Source organism: Sphingomonas parapaucimobilis NBRC 15100 (assembly GCF_000787715.1).
In the GTDB taxonomy this organism is placed as follows: Bacteria; Pseudomonadota; Alphaproteobacteria; order Sphingomonadales; family Sphingomonadaceae; genus Sphingomonas; species Sphingomonas parapaucimobilis.
In genome coordinates this window covers 1-22,406 of record NZ_BBPI01000060.1, presented here as the reverse complement: position 1 = coordinate 22,406, position 22,406 = coordinate 1, and the positions used below count along the sequence as shown (strand labels likewise).

General features: G+C 66.4%; 24 protein-coding genes, 1 tRNA gene and 1 pseudogene. 8 read left to right on the top strand and 18 right to left on the bottom strand.

The window, feature by feature from the left end; translation table 11 throughout:
• Positions 1-182 precede the first annotated feature (182 nt).
• The gene (locus SP5_RS10015; RefSeq protein ID WP_245613459.1) at positions 183-971 is read right to left on the bottom strand and encodes a UPF0149 family protein; all 789 of its coding nucleotides are present in this window, start codon (positions 969-971) and stop codon (positions 183-185) included.
• A gap of 5 nt (positions 972-976) precedes the next feature.
• Positions 977-1,159: a hypothetical protein gene (locus SP5_RS10010; RefSeq protein WP_042487991.1), complete on the bottom strand. Its 183-nt coding sequence runs from the start codon at positions 1,157-1,159 to the stop codon at positions 977-979.
• Here SP5_RS10010 and SP5_RS10005 point away from each other — a divergent pair.
• A pseudogene (locus SP5_RS10005) lies at positions 1,137-1,460 on the top strand (aldo/keto reductase); the annotation flags it as partial. The gene SP5_RS10010 and the pseudogene SP5_RS10005 sit on opposite strands and share 23 nt — an antisense overlap.
• On the opposite strand, the gene SP5_RS10000 reads toward SP5_RS10005, so the two are convergent.
• Positions 1,461-1,772: an ArsR/SmtB family transcription factor gene (locus tag SP5_RS10000; RefSeq protein ID WP_042487985.1), complete on the bottom strand. Its 312-nt coding sequence runs from the start codon at positions 1,770-1,772 to the stop codon at positions 1,461-1,463. It abuts the pseudogene before it with no gap.
• A 131-nt stretch (positions 1,773-1,903) separates the two neighbouring features.
• On the opposite strand from SP5_RS10000, the gene SP5_RS09995 reads away from it, so the two are divergent.
• Both SP5_RS09995 and SP5_RS09990 read left to right on the top strand, forming a co-directional pair.
• A complete protein-coding gene (locus tag SP5_RS09995; RefSeq protein ID WP_174435529.1) occupies positions 1,904-2,638 on the top strand; it encodes an SDR family NAD(P)-dependent oxidoreductase in 735 nt (244 codons plus the stop codon).
• A 230-nt stretch (positions 2,639-2,868) separates the two neighbouring features.
• A complete protein-coding gene (locus SP5_RS09990; protein WP_245613457.1) occupies positions 2,869-4,014 on the top strand; it encodes a metallophosphoesterase in 1,146 nt (381 codons plus the stop codon).
• A gap of 10 nt (positions 4,015-4,024) precedes the next feature.
• Here the strand turns inward: SP5_RS09990 and SP5_RS09985 are convergent, their stop codons facing one another.
• Together SP5_RS09985 and SP5_RS09980 are read right to left on the bottom strand one after the other, a co-directional pair.
• Positions 4,025-5,815, bottom strand: coding sequence for an ABC transporter ATP-binding protein (locus SP5_RS09985; RefSeq protein ID WP_042487808.1), 1,791 nt, complete (start codon positions 5,813-5,815; stop codon positions 4,025-4,027).
• 234 nt (positions 5,816-6,049) lie between these two features.
• Positions 6,050-6,958: a LysR family transcriptional regulator gene (locus SP5_RS09980; protein WP_042487807.1), complete on the bottom strand. Its 909-nt coding sequence runs from the start codon at positions 6,956-6,958 to the stop codon at positions 6,050-6,052.
• Between the two features lie 89 nt (positions 6,959-7,047).
• On the opposite strand from SP5_RS09980, the gene SP5_RS09975 reads away from it, so the two are divergent.
• Both SP5_RS09975 and SP5_RS09970 read left to right on the top strand, forming a co-directional pair.
• A complete protein-coding gene (locus SP5_RS09975) occupies positions 7,048-8,082 on the top strand; it encodes an aldo/keto reductase (RefSeq protein ID WP_042487804.1) in 1,035 nt (344 codons plus the stop codon).
• 17 nt (positions 8,083-8,099) lie between these two features.
• Positions 8,100-9,263 carry an MFS transporter gene (locus SP5_RS09970; protein ID WP_042487801.1) on the top strand — a complete coding sequence of 388 codons (1,164 nt, stop codon included), beginning with the start codon at positions 8,100-8,102 and terminating at the stop codon, positions 9,261-9,263.
• A gap of 45 nt (positions 9,264-9,308) precedes the next feature.
• Here SP5_RS09970 and SP5_RS09965 read toward each other — a convergent pair whose 3' ends face one another.
• The 3 genes from SP5_RS09965 to SP5_RS09955 all read right to left on the bottom strand — a co-directional run bounded on the left by SP5_RS09965 (position 9,309) and on the right by SP5_RS09955 (position 12,618).
• Positions 9,309-11,282 (bottom strand): site-specific integrase, encoded by a 1,974-nt coding sequence (locus tag SP5_RS09965; protein ID WP_042487799.1) that lies wholly within the window; start codon positions 11,280-11,282, stop codon positions 9,309-9,311.
• A gap of 101 nt (positions 11,283-11,383) precedes the next feature.
• Positions 11,384-11,458, bottom strand: a tRNA-Gln gene (locus tag SP5_RS09960).
• 62 nt (positions 11,459-11,520) lie between these two features.
• Positions 11,521-12,618, bottom strand: coding sequence for a branched-chain amino acid aminotransferase (locus SP5_RS09955; RefSeq protein WP_042487796.1), 1,098 nt, complete (start codon positions 12,616-12,618; stop codon positions 11,521-11,523).
• Positions 12,619-12,675: 57 nt separating this feature from the next.
• Here SP5_RS09955 and SP5_RS09950 point away from each other — a divergent pair, with 57 nt between their 5' ends.
• Positions 12,676-13,173, top strand: a complete 498-nt coding sequence (locus tag SP5_RS09950; RefSeq protein ID WP_042487794.1) for a MarR family transcriptional regulator — start codon at positions 12,676-12,678, stop codon at positions 13,171-13,173.
• 213 nt (positions 13,174-13,386) lie between these two features.
• Here the strand turns inward: SP5_RS09950 and proC are convergent, their stop codons facing one another.
• The 5 genes from proC to SP5_RS09925 form a co-directional block, all read right to left on the bottom strand.
• Positions 13,387-14,187: a pyrroline-5-carboxylate reductase gene (gene proC / locus SP5_RS09945; RefSeq protein ID WP_281177316.1), complete on the bottom strand. Its 801-nt coding sequence runs from the start codon at positions 14,185-14,187 to the stop codon at positions 13,387-13,389.
• Positions 14,184-14,687 (bottom strand): type III secretion system chaperone family protein, encoded by a 504-nt coding sequence (locus SP5_RS09940; protein WP_042487792.1) that lies wholly within the window; start codon positions 14,685-14,687, stop codon positions 14,184-14,186. Before SP5_RS09940 ends, proC begins: the two co-directional genes overlap by 4 nt.
• Before the next feature lie 138 nt (positions 14,688-14,825).
• Positions 14,826-15,107, bottom strand: a complete 282-nt coding sequence (locus SP5_RS09935) for an accessory factor UbiK family protein (protein WP_042487789.1) — start codon at positions 15,105-15,107, stop codon at positions 14,826-14,828.
• Between the two features lie 21 nt (positions 15,108-15,128).
• Positions 15,129-15,647 (bottom strand): TspO/MBR family protein, encoded by a 519-nt coding sequence (locus SP5_RS09930; protein WP_042487976.1) that lies wholly within the window; start codon positions 15,645-15,647, stop codon positions 15,129-15,131.
• 123 nt (positions 15,648-15,770) lie between these two features.
• Positions 15,771-16,505 carry a TlyA family RNA methyltransferase gene (locus SP5_RS09925; RefSeq protein WP_042487787.1) on the bottom strand — a complete coding sequence of 245 codons (735 nt, stop codon included), beginning with the start codon at positions 16,503-16,505 and terminating at the stop codon, positions 15,771-15,773.
• Positions 16,506-16,666: 161 nt separating this feature from the next.
• Between SP5_RS09925 and SP5_RS09920 the strand changes: the two genes are divergently transcribed.
• On the top strand, positions 16,667-17,347 hold the full coding sequence (locus tag SP5_RS09920; RefSeq protein WP_042487784.1) for an RBBP9/YdeN family alpha/beta hydrolase: 681 nt from the start codon (positions 16,667-16,669) through the stop codon (positions 17,345-17,347).
• 267 nt (positions 17,348-17,614) lie between these two features.
• Here the strand turns inward: SP5_RS09920 and SP5_RS09915 are convergent, their stop codons facing one another.
• Both SP5_RS09915 and dxs read right to left on the bottom strand, forming a co-directional pair.
• Positions 17,615-17,797 carry a hypothetical protein gene (locus SP5_RS09915; protein WP_042487783.1) on the bottom strand — a complete coding sequence of 61 codons (183 nt, stop codon included), beginning with the start codon at positions 17,795-17,797 and terminating at the stop codon, positions 17,615-17,617.
• On the bottom strand, positions 17,794-19,719 hold the full coding sequence (gene dxs, locus SP5_RS09910) for a 1-deoxy-D-xylulose-5-phosphate synthase (RefSeq protein ID WP_042487780.1): 1,926 nt from the start codon (positions 19,717-19,719) through the stop codon (positions 17,794-17,796). The genes SP5_RS09915 and dxs overlap by 4 nt, the downstream gene beginning before the upstream one ends.
• Positions 19,720-19,813: 94 nt before the next feature.
• Here dxs and SP5_RS09905 point away from each other — a divergent pair, with 94 nt between their 5' ends.
• The gene (locus SP5_RS09905) at positions 19,814-20,344 is read left to right on the top strand and encodes a GNAT family N-acetyltransferase (RefSeq protein ID WP_042487776.1); all 531 of its coding nucleotides are present in this window, start codon (positions 19,814-19,816) and stop codon (positions 20,342-20,344) included.
• On the opposite strand, the gene SP5_RS09900 is transcribed toward SP5_RS09905, so the two are convergent.
• The 3 genes from SP5_RS09900 to SP5_RS09890 all read right to left on the bottom strand — a co-directional run bounded on the left by SP5_RS09900 (position 20,341) and on the right by SP5_RS09890 (position 22,207).
• On the bottom strand, positions 20,341-21,051 hold the full coding sequence (locus tag SP5_RS09900; RefSeq protein WP_157013659.1) for a hypothetical protein: 711 nt from the start codon (positions 21,049-21,051) through the stop codon (positions 20,341-20,343). The genes SP5_RS09905 and SP5_RS09900 overlap by 4 nt on opposite strands.
• Before the next feature lie 97 nt (positions 21,052-21,148).
• Positions 21,149-21,460, bottom strand: coding sequence for a hypothetical protein (locus SP5_RS09895; RefSeq protein ID WP_042487773.1), 312 nt, complete (start codon positions 21,458-21,460; stop codon positions 21,149-21,151).
• A gap of 156 nt (positions 21,461-21,616) precedes the next feature.
• Positions 21,617-22,207, bottom strand: coding sequence for a hypothetical protein (locus SP5_RS09890; RefSeq protein ID WP_157013658.1), 591 nt, complete (start codon positions 22,205-22,207; stop codon positions 21,617-21,619).
• Positions 22,208-22,406: the final 199 nt, after the last annotated feature.

The window sequence follows — 22,406 nt, the reverse complement described above, 5'->3', positions numbered from 1 at the left end:
AAGACAAGCTACCTGCGCTTTGGCGCTCGAAGTCCACGGGGTTGAGACAGCCCAAGGTCGAGAGGCGTCGCGTCGGAGATAGATGACGTCTTCATCCGACCACGAAATTGCACCGCGCCGCCGTCCCTGACCAGGCAAATCCCCGGTGCGGTTGTCGGGCCGACAGACGGTGCGCGGCTCAGTTAGGCGGGATCCATTCCCCTAGATAATCGAGCAGTTGTTTGGTGGGGTGACCGTGCCCCCCCCTTCCCCGTCGTGGACGCGCAGCGCTTGGTCGATCTGGTGCGGCGAAGATCGGAAAGGTCCGCCCGCCGGGGCGGCGGATCAGGTCGGGCGCAGCAATGCTTGTGCTTCTTTCCCGATCCGCAAGGGCATGGATCGTTGCGGCCCGTCTTCGCCGTCACGACGACAGTCGCCTTCGCATCGCCGACACCCGCACGGGCCGCATAGAGGCGCTGGACCATGTCCGTCAGTTCGACCACCGCACGATCCTGGAAGGCGTTGACCTCGACGCTGTCGAGATCGCTCTCGTCGCGCGCGATCGCGATCAGCGCCAGAAGGCGGTGCCATGGATCGGCCCATTCGGTATCGGCGGCCGCTGCGTCCCACGCCTCCGGGCGTAACGCGATCGCATCGGAAAAGCCATCGACCCAATATTCCCACAGAACCTCGCCATCCCGCTCATCGACGTCGAGGATCGGCTGCAACCTGCCGCGAGACAGGTCGCGCGCAATCTCGTCGCGCTGCGCCGCGACCGCCTTGACGAACCATTGTACGTCGAGCGGGTCCTCGAAGGGTGGGACGCCATCGCCCTCGACGCCCCATATCACCGTCATCCATTCATCGACGGGGATCGGTTCGGGACAGACGATAAGCCCGGTTAGGAAACCGTCGAGCTCGGAGAGCAGCATCGGTTCTTCGACCGGAAGTTCCGCCAGCGCGCCATCGAGCCGCCGGAAGCGAGACGGCATTTTCCTCACAGGCTGATACCGCGTCGGCGCATCTGTTCCTCCGCCATGGCACGCAGCGGCGTCGGATCACCTCGGGCGAAGATGTCGGCGAAGTCGAGCAGATCCTCATCGCCCAACGCCGCCACCGCCGCCTCGATGGCGGCAAGGCGCCGAAGGTCGAGTTCCGTCCGGGTGGCGAACCAGTACAACCTCGCCCACCGCGACGACGATAGCTTCATCGATGCGCTGGCGGCGGAGGGCATCGCCTATGTGCCCTTCTTCCCGCTCGGTGGGTTCAGCCCGCTTCAGTCGTCGACATTGTCCGACGTCGCGGCCCGGCTTGAGGCAACGCCGATGCAGGTCGCCCTGGCATGGCTGCTTCAGCGATCGCCCAACATCCTGCTGATCCCCGGCACCTCGTCGGTCGCGCACCTCCACGAGAACATCGCCGCAGCCTCGCTGACGCTGCCCAAAGACGTGGTGGCCGAACTCGACGCGATCGGCCGGTAATCAGGCTGGTCGGTTCGCGAGCACGGCGTCGAGCAGACCGGGAAACCGCCGGTCGAATTCTGCGCGGCGTAGTGTGTTGATCATTTCACGCCCGGCTTGTGTCGTCTCGATCAGCCCCGCCGCGCGCAGCAGCTTCAGGTGGTTGGACAGCGTGCTCTTTGGAATGGACTCGCACGGCGCGGCATCGGTGCAACTCAGCCGCTCGGTCGCGGCAAGTCGCGCCACCATGGCCAGCCGATTGGGATCGGCCAGCGCGTGCAGCGCCAGATCGAGCGGAACGTCTTCCAGCCGGGGGTGAGTGAAGCGGGCCATATAATCGATATAGGGCACCAATTCTATTTTAATAGTTCGGCATTCTTGAACTGTTGTAGCGTCATCCCATTTACCGCCTGCCGACAGCGCACGACGGCGTGATCGCGGGCCAGCATTTTCGGAGAATATCTATGTCGATTCAGGGCAGGACAGCGCTCGTCACCGGCGGATCGCGCGGCATCGGCTCGGCCATCGCCAAGCGGCTGGCGGCGGATGGCGCGACTGTGGCAATTACCTATGCCGGCAACAAAGCCGCCGCCGACGCTACCGTGTCAGCGATCGAGAGCGCGGGCGGCACCGCCTTCGCCTTCCAGGCAAACGCCGCCGATCCCGCCTCGCAACGGGCGGGCGTCGAACAGGCCGCCGCCGCTCTGGGCGGGATCGACATTCTGGTCCACAATGCCGGTGTGGCGGAATTCTCCTCGGTCGCCGAGGACACTGACGAGACGTACGACCGCCAGTTCGGCGTCAACGTCAAGGGGCTGCACGTCGGCACCCGCGCAGCGCTGCCGCACCTTCGCGACGGCGGCCGAATCATCCTGATCGGCAGCATCTCGGGCGAAATGGCCTTCCCCGCGACCACCGTCTACAGCGCGACCAAGGCAGCGGTCGCGGCGCTGGCGCGCGGCTGGGCCAAGGACCTCGCCCCGCGCAACATCCTGGTTAACACCGTGCAGCCGGGACCGATCGACACCGACATGAATCCCGCCGACAGCGAATTTGCCGGGCAGGTGCTGCGGGCGATCCCGCTCGGCCGCTATGGCAAGGTCGAGGAGATCGCGGGCGCGGTCGCCTTCCTCGCCGGGCCGGATGCGAGCTACATCACCGGCACGACTCTCAACATCGACGGCGGTGCAACGGCTTAAGAGCGGTGGTCGCACAGCCTCGATAGTCGGCCCCGCTGAAGCACGGGCGAGTATGACGCGGACGCCTGTACCCGATACTCGCCCGTCCCTCGCGGTGATGACCGAGGCCATGTGATTTCGACACGCGCCCCTGTCATTGCGACGGCGGGCCGCGTTGAAATCATATCCAAGCCCCCTCCCCCGTGGCATGTGGCGGACACGTACGGCGTGCGCCTCGTTTACAGGCGACATTGCCTGCAAAAGCCGGAGCACTTGCCATCTTCAATGTCGTCTTTGCCGTACCGGCGCTGATCGTCCTGGCGCGCTGGCTCTGGCCCTTGCCGCTGCCGCTCTGGGCCAAGATCCTTGCAGGCATACTGATGCTCGCGGCGTCTCAGTTCCATTTCTGGAGCCGATTGTCGTCGGGGTCGGTCTTCGCGCCCGAGTTCCCGCGTCTGGTCGTGATCCTCTTCAACTGGGCATTCGGCGCGCTGGTCCTGCTCGCCGTGTTCCAACTGGTGATCGACCTGGGGGCGCTGCTCACCATGCTGGTGCAGCGGGAGGTGATCCGGGAACCGGACGCGCTGCGCTATACCATTGCCAGCTTGGCCGCGGTGCTGGCCGGGATCGGGGTCGCCAACGCGCTGCGCATTCCCCCAATCAAGGACGTGACGGTGGCGATCCGCGACCTTCCGCCATCCTTCGACGGATATCGGGTCGTTCAGCTTACCGACCTGCATATCAGCCGCCTCTTCACGTCCGATTGGGCGCAGGCCGTCGTCGATCGCACCAATGCGTCCGGCACGGACCTGATCGTGGTGACCGGCGACTTCATCGACGGCTCGGTCGAAATGCGTCGCCATGACATCGCGCCACTGCGGCAGCTGCATGCGCCGAATGGGGTCTACGCAATCCCGGGCAACCACGAATATTTCTTCGATTACGGCGCCTGGATGCGGCAGCTCTCGGGCATGGGTTTCCGCATGCTACCCAATGTGCATGCGGTGATCGAACGCGGCGGTGACCAGTTGATCGTCGCCGGAGTCACCGACCTGTCAGCACCGAGCGTCGGCGAGCCCGGGCCGGACCTTGCCCTCGCGCTGAGAGGTGCGCCCGCCAACGCGCCGATCCTCCTCCTCGACCATCAACCCGGAAAGGCTCGCGATGCCGCCGCGCGCGGCGTCGTGCTTCAACTGTCCGGACACACCCATGGCGGCATGATCGCCGGGCTCGACCGGATCGTCGCACGGGCCAATGCCGGGTTCGTGTCGGGACGGTACGACATCGGCGGCATGACGCTCTACGTCAGCAACGGCACCGGCCTGTGGCCGGGCTTCGCGGTCCGGTTGGGCGTGCCGTCCGAGATCACGCGGTTCACCTTGCGGCCAATGTTATAGTCGATTCGGATTAGGCAATCTCCGGCGTCGTCGACCCCGCCTGCCGCTCGAACAGCCGACGATAATGGCCACCCTCGACGGTCAGCAGATCGGCGTGCGTTCCGTCCTCCACGATCCGCCCCGCCGAGAACACCAGAATGCGGTCCAGCGCCCGGACGGTCGAAAGCCGATGCGCGATGACGATGGCGGTGCGGCCGACCATCAGCCGCTCCATCGCCTGCTGGATCGCGGCCTCGCTTTCGGAATCGAGGCTGGACGTCGCCTCGTCGAGGATCAGGATCGGAGCATCCGCCAGGAACGCGCGCGCGATCGCCACGCGCTGGCGCTCGCCGCCCGACAACTTCACCCCCCGCTCGCCGACCAGCGTACGATAGCCCTTGGGCAGCGCCATGATGAAGTCATGGGCATTGGCAAGCCGCGCGGCCTGCTCGATCTCGTCCTGGCTGGCCTCGGGGCGGCCATAGCCGATATTCTCGGCCAGCGTGCGGTGGAACAGCACCGGCTCCTGCGGAACGATCGCGACCTGCCGGCGCAGCGACATTTGCGTCGTCAGCGCCACATCCTGCCCGTCGATCGTCACCCGGCCACTATCGACGTCGTAGAGCCGCTGGATCAACTTCACAAAGCTGGTCTTGCCCGATCCGGACGGTCCCACCAGACCGACACGCTGCCCGGCCGGGATCGTAACGCTCAGATGCTCGTAGAGCGGACGGTCCTGCCCGGTATAGCGGAAGGTCACATCCTCGAACCGGATCGCACCCGCCTCGATCGCGATCGGACGGGCGTCGGCACGATCGGCCACGCCCAGCTGCTCGTCGTGAAGCGCAACCAGTTCCTCCATTTCATTCACCGAGCGCTGGAGCTGATGGACATATTGCCCGATGTCACGAAGATAGCCGTTGAGCACCAAATAGCTGGTGATGACATAGGCCATGTCCCCCGCGCTCGCCTGCCCCCGCGACCACAGCCACAACGCCGCGCCGGTGGCGACGATGCGGATGAGCCACAGCAGCGCGAGCTGGCCGGACCCGGCCCAGGTGAACGCCATCCAGGTCCGGCGCGTACGCCGGTGCCACTTGGCGACGGTCCGCGCGAGCAGCACTTCCTCCTGCGCCTCGCCGCCGAATGCCTTCACCACCGCGTTCGTGCCGATCGCATCGGCCAGCACGCCGCCCATTTTCGTGTCCCACTGGTTCGACAATCGCGCGATCGGGGCGAGCACGCGCGTCGCCAAGCCGACGGTCAGCACGATATAGGCGAGCGCCCCCACCCCCATCACCAGCCCGAGCAACGGCCAGTGCGCGGCCAGCAGGACCACCGTCCCGACCAGAACCGTCAGCGACGGCAACAGCGAGAGAAGCAGCACGTCATTGAGCGTATCGAGCGCCCACATGCCGCGCGTGATCCGCCGCACGGTCGACCCGGAAAAGGCGTTGGCATGCCAGTCGGACGACAGCCGCTGGACACGCGCGAACGCCTCCTGCGTCACGTCGCGCATCATGCCGAGCGTCAGCGGCGTGATCGCCCACCAGCCGAGATGGCGGAACACCACCATGGCCGCCCCCAGCAGGGTGATGACGCCGAACGCCAGCCACGCTGCTCCGGCATCACCGGCACCAACGGCGTCGATCATCCGGCCAGCATAGAGCGGCACGAACACCTCGGTCAGCGTCGACAGCAGCATCGCCATGGCACAGGCGGCCGCCAGCAGCGGCGTCCGGCGCCACAGGCAGAAGGTGAAGGACAGAACCTTGCGCAGCACGGATGCGCGCGGAAACAGGTCTTCGTCGTCGTCGGTCATGGAAACGTCACCGCACCCGTCGGCGCGGCCCTTGTATCAGCGATGGGGGGAGCGGCTGTCGGGGAAAGCCGCGCAGGTCAGTGGCGGAGCAGGCCGCCGATGCGCTGAATCCCACGGGCGGGCGTGATATGATCGGTCATGGTCGCCCTCCTTCTCAAGAATCGCGGAACGGCGATGCTGATAGCAGAAAATGCTTTCCATCGCCATACCGGCGGGCGCGCCATGGATCCGCCGTCAATGCGCCAGCCGGTCGGCGAGGAAGTCGACGAAGGCCCTGACACGCGCCGGTACGGTCGAGCCGCCCACGAATACCGCATGGATCAGCTCGACGTCGCCGGGATTATAGTCTTCCAGGAGCGGCACAAGTCGCCCCTCTGCGATCGCATCCACCACACTGAACCGGCCGACACGGGTAATGCCCACGCCAGCTGCAGCAAGTTGTCCCAGCGTCTCGCCGTTGTTCGCCTCGATATTGCCCTTCACGGTCAGCGACATATCCCGACCGTCGCGGCGGAACGGCCAGCTCGGCTCCGCCCGGCGGAAATTGAAGTTCAGGCAGTTATGGCCGTGAAGATCCTCCGGCACCACCGGCACCCCGTGACAGGCGAGATAATCCGGTGCGGCGACGATCACCCGCCGACTCTCACCCAGCTTGCGCGCGGTCAGACTACTGTCCGCCAGCGGCCCGAACCGGATCGCCACATCGGCTTGGCCTCCGGCCACGTCGACGAGCGTGTCGGTCAGCGCGATGTCGATCAGGATATGCGGATAGAGGCGCGCGAACTCCTTCAGCAGCGGCACCACGCACAACCGCCCATGCGACAGCGCCGCGCTGACCCGCAGCCGACCGCGCGGCGCGCCCTGGTCGGCGATCTGCTGCTCGGCGTCGTCGAGGTCTGACAGGATCCGCCGCGCGGTTTGCAGATAGGCTTGGCCCTCGGCGGTCAACGTCAACATGCGGGTCGAGCGCAGCAACAGCCGCACGCCCAACCGTACCTCGATCCGGTCAATCGCACGCGCGACCGCCGAAGCGGTCAGGCCGACCGCTCGGCCCGCAGCGGAAAAACTCCCCTGCTCCACCACCGCAGTGAACAGCGCCAGTGAACGCGCTCGGTCGGTGCCCCCGATCAGCTTTGCATCCAACGCACAGCTCCTTCGCATTTCCGCCGGGTTATGCGCCGGCAACCGTCCCGCCATCTATGCACCTGATGGAAAACACGGAAAGGCGGCAAATGGAATATCGGCAACTGGGCGCATCGGGACTCCGGGTACCCGCGCTGTCGTTCGGCACCGGCACATTCGGCGGCACCGGGCCGCTGTTCGGCGCATGGGGACAAAACGATGCGGCCGAGGCGCGGCGGCTGGTCGACATCTGCCTCGATGCCGGGGTCACGCTATTCGACACTGCCGACGTCTATTCCAACGGCGCCTCGGAGGAGGTGCTGGGCGCGGCGATCAAGGGGCGGCGCGATGCGGTGCTGCTGTCGACCAAGACCGGCCTGCCGATCGGTGACGGGCCGCAGGACTGGGGCGTCTCACGCGCCCGGCTGATCGGCGCGGTGGAGGCATCGCTGCGCCGGCTCGGCACCGACCATATCGACCTGCTCCAGCTCCACGCCTTCGACGCCTCCACGCCGACCGAGGAGCTGATGGCCACGCTCGACCGGCTGATCGCGTCGGGCAAGGTACGCTATGCCGGCGTCTCCAACTATCCCGGCTGGCAGTTGATGAAGGCGCAGGGCCTGGCGGATCGGCACGGTTGGCCCCGGCTCGTCGCCCATCAGGTCTACTATTCGCTGATCGGTCGCGCCTATGAGGCGGATCTGATGCCGCTCGGCCACGACCAGGGCATCAGCGCGCTGGTCTGGAGCCCGCTCGGCTGGGGCCGGTTGACCGGCAGGATCGGGCGCGACCGTCCGATCCCCGCAGGCAGCCGCCTGCACGATACCGAACAGTTCGCGCCGCCGGTCGAGGCCGAGCATCTCTACCGCGTGATCGATGCGCTGGAGGCGGTCGCGGCCGAGACGGGCAAGAGCGTGCCGCAGATCGCGATCAACTGGTTGTTGCGGCGGCCGACCGTCGCCTCGGTCATCATCGGGGCGCGCAACGAAGCGCAGTTGCGCGACAATCTCGGCGCGGTCGGCTGGTCGCTGACGGCGGAGCAGATGACCGCGCTGGATGCGGCGAGTGCCGTGCTGCCGCCTTACCCGCACACCCCGTACATACAGCAGGAGGGCTTCGCCCGCCTGAACCCGCCACTCGTCTGACGAAAGGGAGCCGTTCGATGAAACTGAATTTCCCCCTTCTCGCGCTCGCCATGGGCGCGTTCGGCATCGGCGTGACCGAGTTCGCGCCGATGGGCATGCTGCCAGGCATAGCGTCCGATCTGGGCGTCTCGATCCCGGCGGCGGGGCTGCTGGTCAGCGCCTATGCGATGGGCGTCCTGATCGGCGCGCCGCTGATGACACTGACGACCGGGCGCGTGAACCGGCGAACGCTGCTGATCGGGCTGATGGCCATCTTCACGATCGGCAACGCACTGTCCGCGATCGCGGACGGCTATTGGATGTTGATGGCGGCACGCATCGTCACCTCGTTCAATCACGGCGCGTTTTTCGGCGTCGGCTCGGTGGTCGCCGCCAGCCTCGTGCCGCCCGACCGGCGCGCGGGCGCGGTCGCCGCGATGTTCACCGGGCTGACGGTGGCGACGATCGGCGGCGTGCCGCTCGCGACCTGGGCCGGTGAGGTGCTGGGCTGGCGCACGGCGTTCGCGGGAATTGCCGGCGTCGGTGCCGTGGCGATCGTGGCACTGCGCTTTGCCCTGCCCTCGCTCCCGGCATCGACGGAGGGCGACATGGCGGCGGAACTCCGCGTCCTCACGCGCGGACCGGTGCTGGCGGCGCTGGCGCTGACCGTGGTTGGTGCCAGCGCGATGTTCACCGTCTTCACCTACATCGTCCCGATCCTGCATGAGGAAACCCATGCCTCGACCGAGTTCGTGACGGCGATGCTGGTGCTGTACGGGATCGGGCTGACGATCGGGAACACGCTCGGCGGTCGCCTTGCCGATCGGTCGATCGAGCGGACGCTGATCGGCAGCTTCGCCGTCCTCGCGGCAGTACTGGTCGTGTTCGCGGGCGTCATGCAATGGCCATGGGCCGCCGCCGTCGCCATCGTCATCTGGGGCATCGCCAGCTTCGCCATCGTACCGCCGTTGCAAATGCGGGTAATGGTGGCGGCAGCCGATGCGCCGAACCTTGCCTCGGCGATGAACATCGGCGCGTTCAATCTTGGCAACGCGATCGGCGCGGCGCTCGGCGGAGGGGTGATCGGTGCGGGACTGGGCCTACCCGCCGTCGCGGTCGCCGGTGCAGGCATGGCGGCCACGGCGCTGGTAATCCTGCTGCTCGTTCAACGCCGGCAAACTGTAGCGATATGCCCGGCCTGACGCATCGCCATTCCGTTCCCCACGCGATGGGCGAACAGACGGGTGTCAGGCGCCTGTTTCCTCCCTGTCGCGATCTTTGCCCCGCGTCGGCCTTGGCTGACGCAATCCCACCGGCAAGAGGTTGATCTTGCTCTGATCCGGGAGATGCCCCGTGACCACGGGGATCTTCTCGACCACCGACTTCAGCTTCTGGAGCGAGGCCGCTGCAGGGTAGCGCGTCTCGCCCTCGCCGCCCTTGCCACGGTGCCCGAGGTGATCGTTGCGGAATTCGAGGAACACCTCCTGATCCTTCAGCTCGTCCGAAACCATGTGCCGCGCCGAATGCATCGCCTGTCCGCGCTTCAGGTCGGGCACCATCGGCGCGATGTACATCCACCACAGCTTGTAGAAGACATCGCCGAGCTTCCGCTTGGTATTGCCGCCGGGCACCAGTTCGGGGAACAGCAGGCGTTCGCCCGCCGCTCGCATCGCCTCGACGTAGCGCAGAAAGCCGAGGCGGACGAGTTCGTCCGCAATGACGACGACCCGGCGGGCCGACTTGTTCTTGACGCGCCCCGTCTCGGTCGCACGGATCAGCAGATAGTGGATGCCGTGCCGATGCTCGACATCGTCCAGCATCAGCTTGCACAGTTCCTCCCGGCGGGCACCGGTATACCAGACCAGCAGCAGCACGAAAAACAGACCATCGTGGACGACGGTCTTGCCCGCCTCCAGCCGTTCGCCGGTCCCCTCACATCCGGTCCAGGGTGGCAGCTTGAACAGCGCTTCGCCCTGTTCCCGCGTGTAGCGCTTTCGGGCTTCGCGTTCGTCCGCGTCAATCGCAACGGTGAACAGCGCGAAGTCGATGGCCGGCGCCGCGTCGACATGGGTGCGCATGAAGGCATGGATTTGCGCCAGCTTGTTGAAGTGCTTGTTGGTCGTGCCGGTGGAAAACCCGATATCGTCCATATTCAGCTTGCCGTCGGCGACATCCTCCGCCGCCAGCGCGACGGCTTCGTCGAGCGTCTGCTCTAGCACGCGATCACGCGGCGACTTGCCATAGTGGATCGGCAGATTGTCGAAATGGCCGTCCAACTCGAGAATGTCTGCCTTGGTCACCTTCCAGAGCGGCGTCCCCGCTGGCAGCGATTTCTGCAGCAGGGTCGCCGCCCAGCGAATCTGCCGAAGCGTCTGCTCGCCGACGCTATCCCTCGCCCGCTTGCCGTCGCGCCGATGCTCGAGAAGCCTTGGCGTTTCCGCAATCATCCGCTCCGCCGCCTCGACAGGGCCGCAGTGCATCCAGTCGTCCGGAACACCGGAAATGCCGGCTGATACCTGTGGCGATATGTCGTTGGCCGGCGCGGGGACAGATTGTGGTGGTGGCGGAGACGCCGTCGCGTCGACCGGCTGTACCAATGTTCGCAATTGCTGTTCGGCATCGGCATAGACGTCGCGATAGGTCGGATAGAGGGCAAGCTCGACCAGCCACCGCAGCCGGTCGTCGATCGAGAAGCCCGCAGCCGCGAGGTGCCGGTCGATTTCGTCCCGACGGATCGGACTGACGCCCTTATTCTCCCGCAAGGCGATGATCGTTTGCAGATCGGCGATACGCTGCGCATCCCAACCCTCCGCCTCAAGCTTGCGCTGTTCGTCAGGCAGGAACGACATATGCCCGCCCTGCAGCGTCAGCCGCTGGAAATAGTCGACGAAGGCGCGGTTCGCGGCCGAATGATGCTCGGCATCGTACGGCGTGGCGCGCTGCTCGGTACACACCTCGGCGAGGCGTTCCTCGTACATCGCCTTGGCGATCGCCTGAAGTTCGCGCTCGGTCAGTTCGCGATTGGCGCGAACATGTTCGTTCAGCATGGTCACCACCCGATCATAGGACGCGGTCAGCACCGCGCCCCGGTTCCGCGCCTGCAGCCGGTCGGGGGTCCCGAGCGACAGGCGAACGTCGATGGGTGCATTATGGAACGAAGAATGAACCCTGCGCCACCAGAAAATGTGGCCGCGGCGATAGACATGTTGGAGCGAGGCCAAGGACGTTGATCTCCCCGCACACCCCATTGGCACAGTCGACTGTACATACCGGGGCATCCGGACCGGGGTTAGCCAGTTCGATCAATCACTTAGCGAGAAATTGGCTGGGGCGGCAGGATTCGAACCTGCGTATGACGGTACCAAAAACCGTTGCCTTACCGCTTGGCGACGCCCCAGTGGAGAGGCGCGCCTTATAACCGGCGCGCCGCTCTTGAAAAGCCCTTATTCCAACGAAAGATCAGCCCAGACGACGCATCCAGCCATGGGGGTCGGGGGCCTGGCCGCGCTGGATCGCGACCAGTTGTTCGCGAAGGCGCGTGGTCAGCTGGCCGGGGCCGCCGCTGCCGATGGTGAAGCGGCCCGCAGGCTCGGCGACGCTGCCGATCGGGGTGACGACGGCGGCGGTGCCGCAGGCGAAGGCCTCGACCAGGCGACCGCTGGCGGCGTCGGCGCGCCACTGGTCGATGGCATAGGGCTCCTCGCGCACCGTCAGCCCTTGCGCACGCGCGATGGTCAGGATCGAATCGCGGGTGATGCCGGGCAGGATGGTGCCGGTCAGCGGCGGCGTCACCAGCGAGCCGTCGTCGAACACGAAGAAGACGTTCATGCCCCCCAGTTCCTCGACCCAGCGGCGCTCGACCGCGTCGAGGAAGACAACCTGGTCGCAGCCATTGGCGATCGCTTCCTTCTGCGCGAGCAGGCTGGCGGCATAGTTGCCGCCGCACTTGGCCGCGCCCGTCCCGCCGGGGGCAGCCCGCGTGTAGCCCTGGCTGACCCAGATCGACACGGCGGGCGCACCGCCCTTGAAATAGGCGCCGACCGACGAGGCGATGACCATGTAGAGATATTCGGCCGAGGGCTTCACGCCCAGGAACACCTCGCTGGCGAACATGAAGGGGCGCAGGTACAGCGCGCCGCCATCCTGTTCGGGGATCCAGTCGCGCTCGATCTCGACCAGCCGCTCGACCGATTCCAGGAAGAGCTTCTCGGGCAGTTCGGGCATCGCCATGCGCCGCGCCGAATCCTGGAAGCGGCGGGCATTCGCCTCGGGCCGGAAGAGCGCGGTGCCGCCGTCCGCCAGGCGATAGGCCTTCATGCCCTCGAAGATTTCCTGGGCATAATGCAGGACCGACGCGGCCGGATCGACGCTGAGCGGCGCGCGCGCGGTGATTTGCGCGTCGTGCCAGCCCTTGTCGTCGCTGTAGCGGATCAGCGCCATGTGATCGGTGAAAACCCGGCCGAAACCCGGATCGACCAGACGTGCCGCCCGCTCGCTCGCCGCGACCGGAGTCGCAGAAGGATCGAACCGAAACGTAAGGGCTTGGGGCGCTTCCATGGTCAACTCTCTGTTTTGGGTTGCCGTGGCCTAGGGCGTGTGAGTAGACGGGTCAACATGGCTGCCTCTAACCAGTCCGCATCGGCACAATTTCTCCGCGAGCCAGAACTCCGCAGGGGTATGGAATTGCTGTATTTCGGCAATAGCCATCTCGTGCGCTCGATCGATCGCGGTCTCGCCGCGCAGGGGTTGGGCCGTGCCCATCACCGTGCCCTGTATTTCATGGCCCGCAAGCCCGACATGACGGTCAGCGAGCTGTTATCGCTGCTGGCGATCACCAAACAGTCGCTGGGCCGCGTGCTCAACGAACTGGCGAGCCGCGACCTGATCGAGACGCGCCCCGGAGATCGCGACCGGCGGCAAAGGCTGCTCCGGCTGACCCCGACGGGGGCGGCGATGGAGGCCGAGCTGTTCGATGCGCTGCGCGAAAAACTGTCCAAGGCCTATGCGCGCGCGGGGCAGCAGGCGGTGACGGGCTTCTGGACGGTGCTGGAGGGCTTCATTCCCGAGAACGAACGCGCCCGGATCGAGGATTTGCGGACCAACGACGGGTGATGGGGTTCGCGCGAAGCCGCGACGGCGCGAAGAAGCTTGGGTTTCACGCGGAGGCGCAGAGGACGCGGAGATGTTACGAACAGCGCCCCGCCAGGCCTTTTACCACCAGCGGATGAAATGATGAGATTGCCATCAGCAATCCACCTCCGCATCCATCGCTCTTCCGCGCGCAAAAATCTCTTGGCGCCGTCGCGGCTTCGCGTGAACTAAAAATCAGCCTCGCGCGGCTTGCGCCATTTCTCGATTACGCCGTTCCGAGGCCGTCAGCGTATCGACCATCAACTGCTTGAGCGCGCGCCCCGCATCCAGCACGTTCAGCCCCTCGCGGGTCGAGCCGCCGGGACTGGCCACACGATCCGCCAGCACGGCGGGCGGCGCATCGGCCCCGATCGCCATCGCCCCTGCCCCGTCGACGGTCGCCAGCGCCAATTGCTCCGCCAGTTCGGGCGATAGCCCCAACCCGACCCCGGCCTGCGCCAAGGCATCGATAAAGCGGAACACGAAGGCAGGCCCACACCCCGCCAGTGCGGTCACGGCGTCGAACCGCGCCTCGTCCTCAACCCATGGGGCAAGGCCCAGCGGCAGGGCCAGCGCCTCGGCCGCCTCGCGCACGGCGGGGTCGGTGGAGCGGGTGTAGAGCGCCGTCACGCCCCGCCCGATGGCGACCGGCAAGTTGGGCATCATCCGCACCACCGCGCCCGCCGGAATGTGGCTGGCCAGCGTCTGCTCCTCGACCCCCGCCAGGATCGACAGCAGGATGGCCGGGTTCAGATGTGCCAGTGTCGGGGCGATGTCACCCAATTGTTGCGGCTTGAAGCCCAGCATCAGGATCTCAGGCGTCTCGTCGGCAGGCAATGCCGTCAGCGAGCGGATACCCTCGGGCGCACGCGTGCCGCTGCGGGTAATGACGGTCACCTGCGCAGGATCGAGCCCTTCGGACAACCAGCGGCGCAGCATCGCGCCCGCCATGTTGCCGCATCCGACCAGCCAGATCGGCCCGACGGGAAAAGTCACGCTTCGCCCTGGGTTTCGATCAGCGCGGCGGCCAGCGCCTCGCGCGGGGTCTTGCCGCCCCACAGGACGAACTGGAAGACAGGGTAAAAGCGCTCGCATTCCTCGATCGCCGATTCGACCAGCAATTCGGTCGCGGAGAGCGAGATGGTGCCGTCCTCGCCGCCATCGACCATCGCGGCGTGGCGATAGAGGAGGATGCCGCTGTTCGACCACAGCTCGAAATGGCCGATCCACAGCTGTTCGTTGACCAGCGCCAGCGCCTCATAGATGCTGGAGCGGCGGTCCTCGGTCACCTTGATGTCGGGGAATGCCAGGAATTGCAGTACGCTGTCATCGTCGCGCCAGAGCGCGCGAAGTTCGTACGTCGCCCAGCTGCCCTTGACCGTCGCGACGATCTCCTCGTCGTGGCGCTCATGTTCCCATCCATGCGCGGCGAAATAGGCCTCGAGCATGTCGATGGGGGCCGATTCTTCGGCTTCATGATCGGTCGATTCAAGCATCAGAAGCCCTTGCGAACAAACCCGGACCAGCGCAGGTTGCACTGCGCAGGGCCGGGCCGCAAGCCGTCGGGTGCCGAAAGCTGTGGATAGCTGACCGGCCGGTCAGGCCGGACAGGGTCCCTTCCGCTACCCGGCCGGTCAGGATTCCGCCCCGGCGGTCGTGCCGCCCGTCGTACCGTTGAGGCGCGCTTCCAGCGCATCCAGCCGCGCCTTCAGCGCATCCGCCTCGTCCCGCGCGGCGACGGCCATCGCCTTGGCAACCTCGAACTCCTCGCGGCTGACGAAGTCCAGGCCGCCGATCCATTCGCGCGCACGCGTCCGGGCGCTGGCCTCGGCCTCGCGGCCCATGCCCGCCACGGTGCCCGCCAGGCCATTCATCACCTTGGCGAAATCGTCGAACAGCTTGTTGTCGGCCTGCATATCAAATTCCCAAAAATCGTTTCACAGCATTTGGGATGTCTGCGCCCCGGGCACAAGCCTTTCCGCATCGGGATTGAGCTGGTCGATCCGCCAGTTCAGCACGCCCGCGAAGGACAGCCACACCAGATACGGCACCATCAGCCACGCCGCACCCTTGCGAATGCGCGAAAAGGCGACCGTGGTGGCGATCGACAGCAGCAGGATGGCGATGATGACGAACAGCGCCAGCCGCACCTTGTGCGCCCCGAAGAACAGCGGCGTCCAGGACAGGTTGAGCAGGAACTGGATCACGAACAGGGCGATCGCGACCCCGCGCCCCCTGGCCCCGCGCGCATGGACGATGATCGCCAACGCCAGGCCGATCATGATGTAGAGCGTCGTCCACATCACGGGAAACACCCAGCCCGGCGGGTTCAGCTCGGGCTTGGTGAGCGCCATGTACCAGCCATTCTCGCTGCCCGACGGCACCACCCGGCCCGAGGCGAAGCCGAGCAGCAGGATCAGCGGAACGATCACGACCGCCCAGCGGAGGAATGACATGCGCAACTGGCCCTTCGACGCGATCGTGCCCACTCGTCCCTCTTTCGCCATGATGCCCGCCGATCTGCCCCACGGTCGCGGCGCAGTAAACGGAAAGCTCAACGCCAATCAGCCCTTACCCGTTCAATTTCGGGATGCGGCCACCAAAAACTCGATATTCCCCTCCGGGCCGGTGATCGGGCTCTGGGTGACGCCCGCGACCTGCCAGCCGCTGTCGGACAGCCACGCGACGACCTGATCGCAGACCCGCTGGTGGACCGCCGCGTCTCGAACGACCCCGCCCTTGCCGACCTCTTCGCGCCCCGCCTCGAACTGCGGCTTGATCAGGGCGAGCAGGCGCGCGCCGGGTTTCGCGAAGCTGAGCGGCCGCTCCAGCACCTTGGCCAGCCCGATGAAGCTGGCGTCGCACACGATGATATCGACCGGCTCGGGGATATGCGCCTCGGTCAGGATGCGCGCGCTGGTCTGTTCATGGACGATCACGCGTGGGTCCTGGCGCAGCGACCAGGCCAGCTGGTTGGTGCCGCTGTCGACCGCATAGACCTTCGCCGCGCCCTTTTGCAGCAGCACATCGGTAAAGCCGCCGGTCGAGCTGCCGACATCGATCGCGACCGCATCCGTGACGTCCCAGCCGAAATGCTCCAGCCCATGCGCCAGCTTGATCCCGCCGCGCGACACCCAGGGATGATCGCGCCCGCGCACGTCGAGCACGGTGTCCTCGGCCAGTTGCTGGCCGGGCTTGGCGATCTTCGTCTCGCCCGAAAACACGAGCCCCGCCATCACCAGCGCTTGCGCGCGGGACCGGGATTCCACGAGTCCGCGATCCACGAGCATCTGGTCGACACGCTGCTTGGCCATCGCCCGCCCCTACAAGCCGCCTCGGCCCGTCGCAAGACGTGATCCACCGGACGCATCGCCTATTGCCTATTGGATTAGTAGGAATAGATTGAGGCCATGGAGCGGGAGTCGGTCGGGCACCACGCCTTCCCACGACCTCTCCGCTATCGAGGAGATGCCATATGGGTTCGTTCGCATCCTATGAGGCCCGCAAGCCAACGGTCCTCACCGTCCCCGGTCTCGGCGGCTCGGGCCGCTCGCACTGGCAGTCCCTGTGGGAAGAGGCGCGACCCGATACGATCCGCGTCGAACTGGGCATGTGGTCGACACCGCATCGCAACGCCTGGGTGACGCGGCTGGACCAGGCGATCCGGCAGGCACAGGCCCCGGTAATCCTGGCGGCGCATTCGCTGGGCTGTCTGGCGGTTGCGTGGTGGGCGGAACTCTCGCCGCAGCCCTATGGCTGGCCGGTCGCGGGCGCTCTGCTGGTCGCACCCGCCGATGTCGACCGCACCGACGCGCCCGAGGCTTTGCAGGCCTTCGCCCCCTCGCCGCGCACACCCCTGCCCTTCCCCTCGATCCTCGTCGCCAGCCAGGACGATCCGTGGATCTCGATCGACCGCGCACACAGCCTGGCGGTCGACTGGGGCAGCCATTTCGTCGATGCCGGGCCGCAGGGGCATATCAACGCCGCCAGTGGCCTCGGCTGGTGGCAGGAGGGGCAGGAACTGCTCGGCCGGGTGATCGCGGCCAGCGGCATGGACCGGCCGTCGCCGTCCGGGCCTTTGTCACCCAGCGAAGCGCGGGCGGTGCTGGCGGTGAATGCGACCGATGCGGCGCAGGCGCATTATCTGGGGCGGTGAGGTCGGCTGGGCGATTGTCGGGCGTGCGCTTCGACTTCGCTCAGCGTGGACGGAGGTGGTCAGCCCGCCCCTCGCGTTCCCCGGCGAAGGCCGGGGTCCAGTTCCGATGACGCTGCGAGGGAATAGAGACGACGCTTGGGAGGCCAAACCGATCGGTGGCTACGGCCTCTGACGCCAACTTACCGCGCCCTCTCATCCGGCCAGCAACCGGGTCCCGGCCTTCGCCAAGGAACGGGTTTACGGTAGGCCCTTGGCCTTCGACTTCGCTCAGGCTGAACGGGGGGTGGGATTCTGCCCGGTTTCGACAGCCTCTCGCTCTTCCCGTTCCGCCTCAGCCTTCGCCGCCGCCGTGGCAGCCTTCATCCGCCGCCACATCCGCACGTTCAGACCCACCATCATGACCACCGCCAGCGTCGTGAAGACGATGACGGCGGTCCAACCACGGATCACGCCCGCGCACCTTCCGTGACGTTGGCGCTGTTGTGGCGCAGCGCCTTCAGCACCGTCTCGACGATCGCATCGGCATCCAGACCGGCCTGCGCATATTGCACCTCGGGCTTGTCCTGGTCCTGGAAGATGTCGGGCAGGCGCATCGTGCGCAGCTTGAGGCCACCGTCGATCAACCCTTCGTCCGAGGCCATGGTCAGGACATGCGCGCCGAAGCCGCCGATCGCATTCTCCTCGATCGTCACCGCCACTTCGTGGGTGGTCAGCATCCGGCGAATCAGCGCCTCGTCGAGCGGCTTGGCGAAACGCAGGTCGGCGACCGTGGTCGACAGCCCCTTGGCCTCCAGCGTGTCGGCGGCGCGCAGCGCTTCGGCCAGGCGGGTGCCCAGCGACAGGATCGCGACCTTCTTGCCCTCGCGCACGACGCGCCCCTTGCCGATCTCCAGCAGCTGCGGCGTCTCTGGCAGCGCCACGCCGACGCCGTTGCCGCGCGGATAGCGCACCGCGATCGGGCCGCTGTCATGGTTGACGCAGGTATGGACCATATGGACCAGCTCCGCCTCGTCGGCGGCGGCCATCACGACCATGTTGGGCAGGCTGGCGAGATAGGTGACGTCGAACGAGCCCGCATGGGTCGCCCCGTCCGCGCCGACCAGCCCGGCGCGGTCGATCGCGAAACGGACCGGCAGATTCTGGATCGCGACGTCATGGACCACCTGGTCATAGGCGCGCTGGAGGAAGGTCGAATAGATGGCGCAGAACGGCCGCATCCCCTGCGCCGCCAGACCGGCGGCAAAGGTCACGGCGTGCTGTTCGGCGATGCCGACGTCGAAGAAGCGTTCGGGGTGCGCATTCGCGAACCGGTCCAGCCCGGTGCCCGACGGCATCGCCGCCGTGATGGCGCAGATGCGCGGATCGCTATCGGCTTCCTTGGCCAGCGCCTCGCCGAAGACGTTCTGGTAGGCGGGCGGTCCCGGCGGTGCCTTGGCCTGGGCGCCGGTGATGACGTCGAACTTCTGGACGCCGTGATACTTGTCCGCCGCCGCCTCGGCCGGGGCATAGCCCTTGCCCTTCTTGGTGACGACATGGATCAGGATCGGTCCCTGCTCGGCGTCGCGCACATTCTCCAGCACGGGGATCAGATGGTCGAGATTGTGACCATCGATCGGGCCGACATAATAAAAGCCCAGCTCCTCGAACAGCGTGCCGCCCATGGTCATGCCGCGCGCGAACTCGTCGGTCTTTTGCGCCGCCTTCTGGATCGGGCGCGGGAAGCGCTTGGCGAGTTTCTTGAGCACGTCGCGCACGCCCAGGAACTCGCGGCTCGACACCATGCGCGACAGATAGGCCGAGAGGCCGCCCACCGGCGGCGCGATCGACATGTCGTTGTCGTTCAGGATGACGACCAGGCGATTGCCCGCCTGCTCGGCATTGTTCATCGCCTCATAGGCCATGCCCGCCGACATGGCGCCGTCGCCGATGACCGCTATGCCCTTGCCCGGCGTGCCCGCCAGCTTGTTGGCGACCGCAAAGCCCAGCGCCGCCGAGATCGAGGTCGAGCTGTGCGCCGCGCCGAAGGGGTCGTATTCGCTTTCCGAACGCTTGGTGAAGCCCGACAGGCCACCGCCCTGGCGGATGGTGCGGATACGCTCGCGACGCCCGGTCAGGATCTTGTGCGGATAGCATTGATGCCCGACGTCCCAGATCAGCCGGTCGTCGGGCGTGTTGAAGACATAATGAAGCGCGACCGTCAGTTCGACGACGCCCAGCCCCGAGCCCAGATGGCCGCCGGTGGTGCCGACGGCCGAGATTGTCTCGGTCCGCAACTCGTCGGCGAGTTGCCGCAACTGCTCGGGGGCCAGGCGACGAAGGTCATCGGGAGTCTGCACCGTGTCGAGCAGCGGGGTCTGAGGAATGTCTGCCATCTGACCGGCTTATCGCAGCAAATCGATGGTGTCGATTGCAACTGTTCATCCTATCGTCATTGACGCAACCGAATAATTGCCCCGAAAAGGTGCAATGTTTACCTTCCGCTGGGCCGACGCCGCCGACATACCCGCCATCGCCGTCTTGATGGATCGCGCGATTTCGGTGCTGCAAAAGGGTTTCCTCTCGCCAGCCGAGATCGCGGCCAGCCGTTCGGTCATGGGCCTGGATACACAACTGATCGCCGACGGCACCTATTTGCTGGCCGAGCAGGACGGGCGGCTGGCGGGCTGCGGCGGGTGGAGCGCGCGGGCGACGCTCTATGGCGGCGATCATAGCCAGGCGTTGCGCGACGCGGCGATGCTCGACCCGGCACGCGACCCCGCGCGCATCCGGGCGATGTATGTCGACCCGGATTTCGCCCGGCAGGGGCTGGGCCGCGCCATCCTCGCCCGGTGCGAGGCGGCGGCGCGGGCAGCGGGCTTCACCTCTGCCGAGATGATGGCGACGCTGGCAGGCGAGCCGCTCTACCGCGCCTGCGGCTATGCCCCGATCGAGTCGATCCGGTCGGCTCCGGTCGAAGGCGTACAGGTTCCCCTGATCCGGATGGGCAAATCACTCTAACCGGGTGCCTGCGTCCTCAGACGGGGGAAGACCTCGTCGATCGGCCTGGTATCGGGCAGGATGTAGACATAGCCACCCTTGCGACGGAAGGTCGGCCGCAACTGCCGGGTGTAAAAGGCCTGGGGGACGTTGATGCAGCCAAAGGTGATGCGGTTGTCGTCCGGCGTCGGCGACAGCATCCGCTCGCGACGTTTCTCGCGCGCGCCCGCATCCTTGGGGATCGGGTGCAGCGCCACCGACGTCGCATAATCGACCCACAGCACGCGCTCGCCCGCCACCGGCAGGCCGAACTTGGCAAGATAGCGACCGGCAGGCGTCGTCTTCTCGGCGGGGCCGAGCGAGGCCAGCGTCTTGTTGCCCACACCCGGGCTCGCCTCGTCGCCCGGCATGATGCCGATCAGGACCGGCACCGCCGCCTGCCGGGTGCCGTCGGGCGCGAACAGGAACAGGGTCGCATGGACCTTGTCGACCACCGCCCAGGGCAGGCCGCGATTGTCCTGCACACCGGATACCCAGTCGATCACCCGCTGCGCCGCCGGGGACGGGGTCAATACCGGCCCGGGCGCGACAATCGGTGCGGGTTTCGCTTTCGCCTTTGGTTTGGGCGGGGCCTTGCGGACGGCCTTGGCCGGCTCGGCGGCGCGCGCATCGGCAACCGCGGGGGCCAGGAGGGCGAAGCCCGCCAGCGACAGGATCAGGGACTTCATCGATGCGGCATACTCAGGCAAAATGCCAGCCCCTCCCCCAACAAGGGGAAGAGACCGGCACGTCATTCAGCGGATATAGTCGTTCAGCCCGCCGCCATCAGTGGCGCGGACGACGCGCGGGCTTCTGCTCCTGCACGGTCAGGCGCTGCTCGACGCCATCGACGCGGCCGCCCAGCTGGTCGAGCCGCTGGCCGTTCTGCTGCGCCTGGCCCGAAGCGGCCTGCGCCTCGGCCAGTGCCTGCTTGGCCGTACCATCGGTTTGCTGGAGCCGCGATTCGAGCGAGTCCACGCGCTGGCTCACCGGGGCGATCTGTTCACGCACGAAGGACTTCGTCGCGCAACCACCAAGACTGACGGCACCAGTCAGCGTCACGAGAGCGAGGAGGGATTTGGACGCGTAAGCAGACATAACAGTTCTTTCAGTCGTTAACCAACCGCAACAACGAAGCCGAGCGCGAAAAGTTCGACAATCCTGTTTCTGTTCGAGCGTGCCGGGTTTTCGACCAAGCGTTTACTGAGACACTATTTGCACAAAGACCTGGTGTGTTAAGATGCCGTTCAGGGTTCAGCGTTTGCGTGACGCAGCCTTGGCGAACGGATCGCGGGGAATGCCGTCCGTCGCATTGTCTGAACGGGTCGCCTTCGTCGGGCGGGCCTTCCGCGCCGTGACGCAATCGCGCAGCGCGGCGATCGCCGCACCGCTGCCCGCCAGCGACAGGCGCTCGACCGGCACGTCGCCGCGCGCGATGTTGAGCGCCTGCGACCGGGCGAGATAGGTCGGGAACGGCTTTTCGAAGCTGGTGACGAAACCCCGCTGGTCATCCGACGCCAGCCCGACCGCGAAATGCTTCGGATAGCTGCCGTTCGTCAGCTTGAAGTCGAGGGCCAGCCGTTCCCTGGGCTTGATCGACCAGTTGGCGTTCAGCACCGTCAGGTGGTTCGACCCGTCACGGTCGAGCCCCAGCAGCAATGTCGTATCGCCCGGCCGGTCATAGATACGCGTCAGGAAACATCCGTCGCCATCCTCGCTGACCGCCAGCGTCCAGTCGCCGATCTTGCGCGGCAGGGCGTCCTTGTCGGCGGCCGTCGCTCCGGTCGGCGACAACGCGACCAGACCCAGGAGCGACAGGACGGACAGGGGGCGTGACAGGTTCATGGGCATCTTCCTTTGATGCCGATCCTATCCGGCTTACCCCCAATTGGCCAAGGCTCAGGTCCGAGAGGGATGCGCTATATCCTCCCTCGCCCCTCGTAGAGGGGAGAGGGTTGCGCAGACTTGGCCTTTGCGCAGCAAAGGCCTGGTCGGAGCTGGGTGATGGTTGGGTGCGCAACCCCTCACCCAAGCTGCGCTAGAG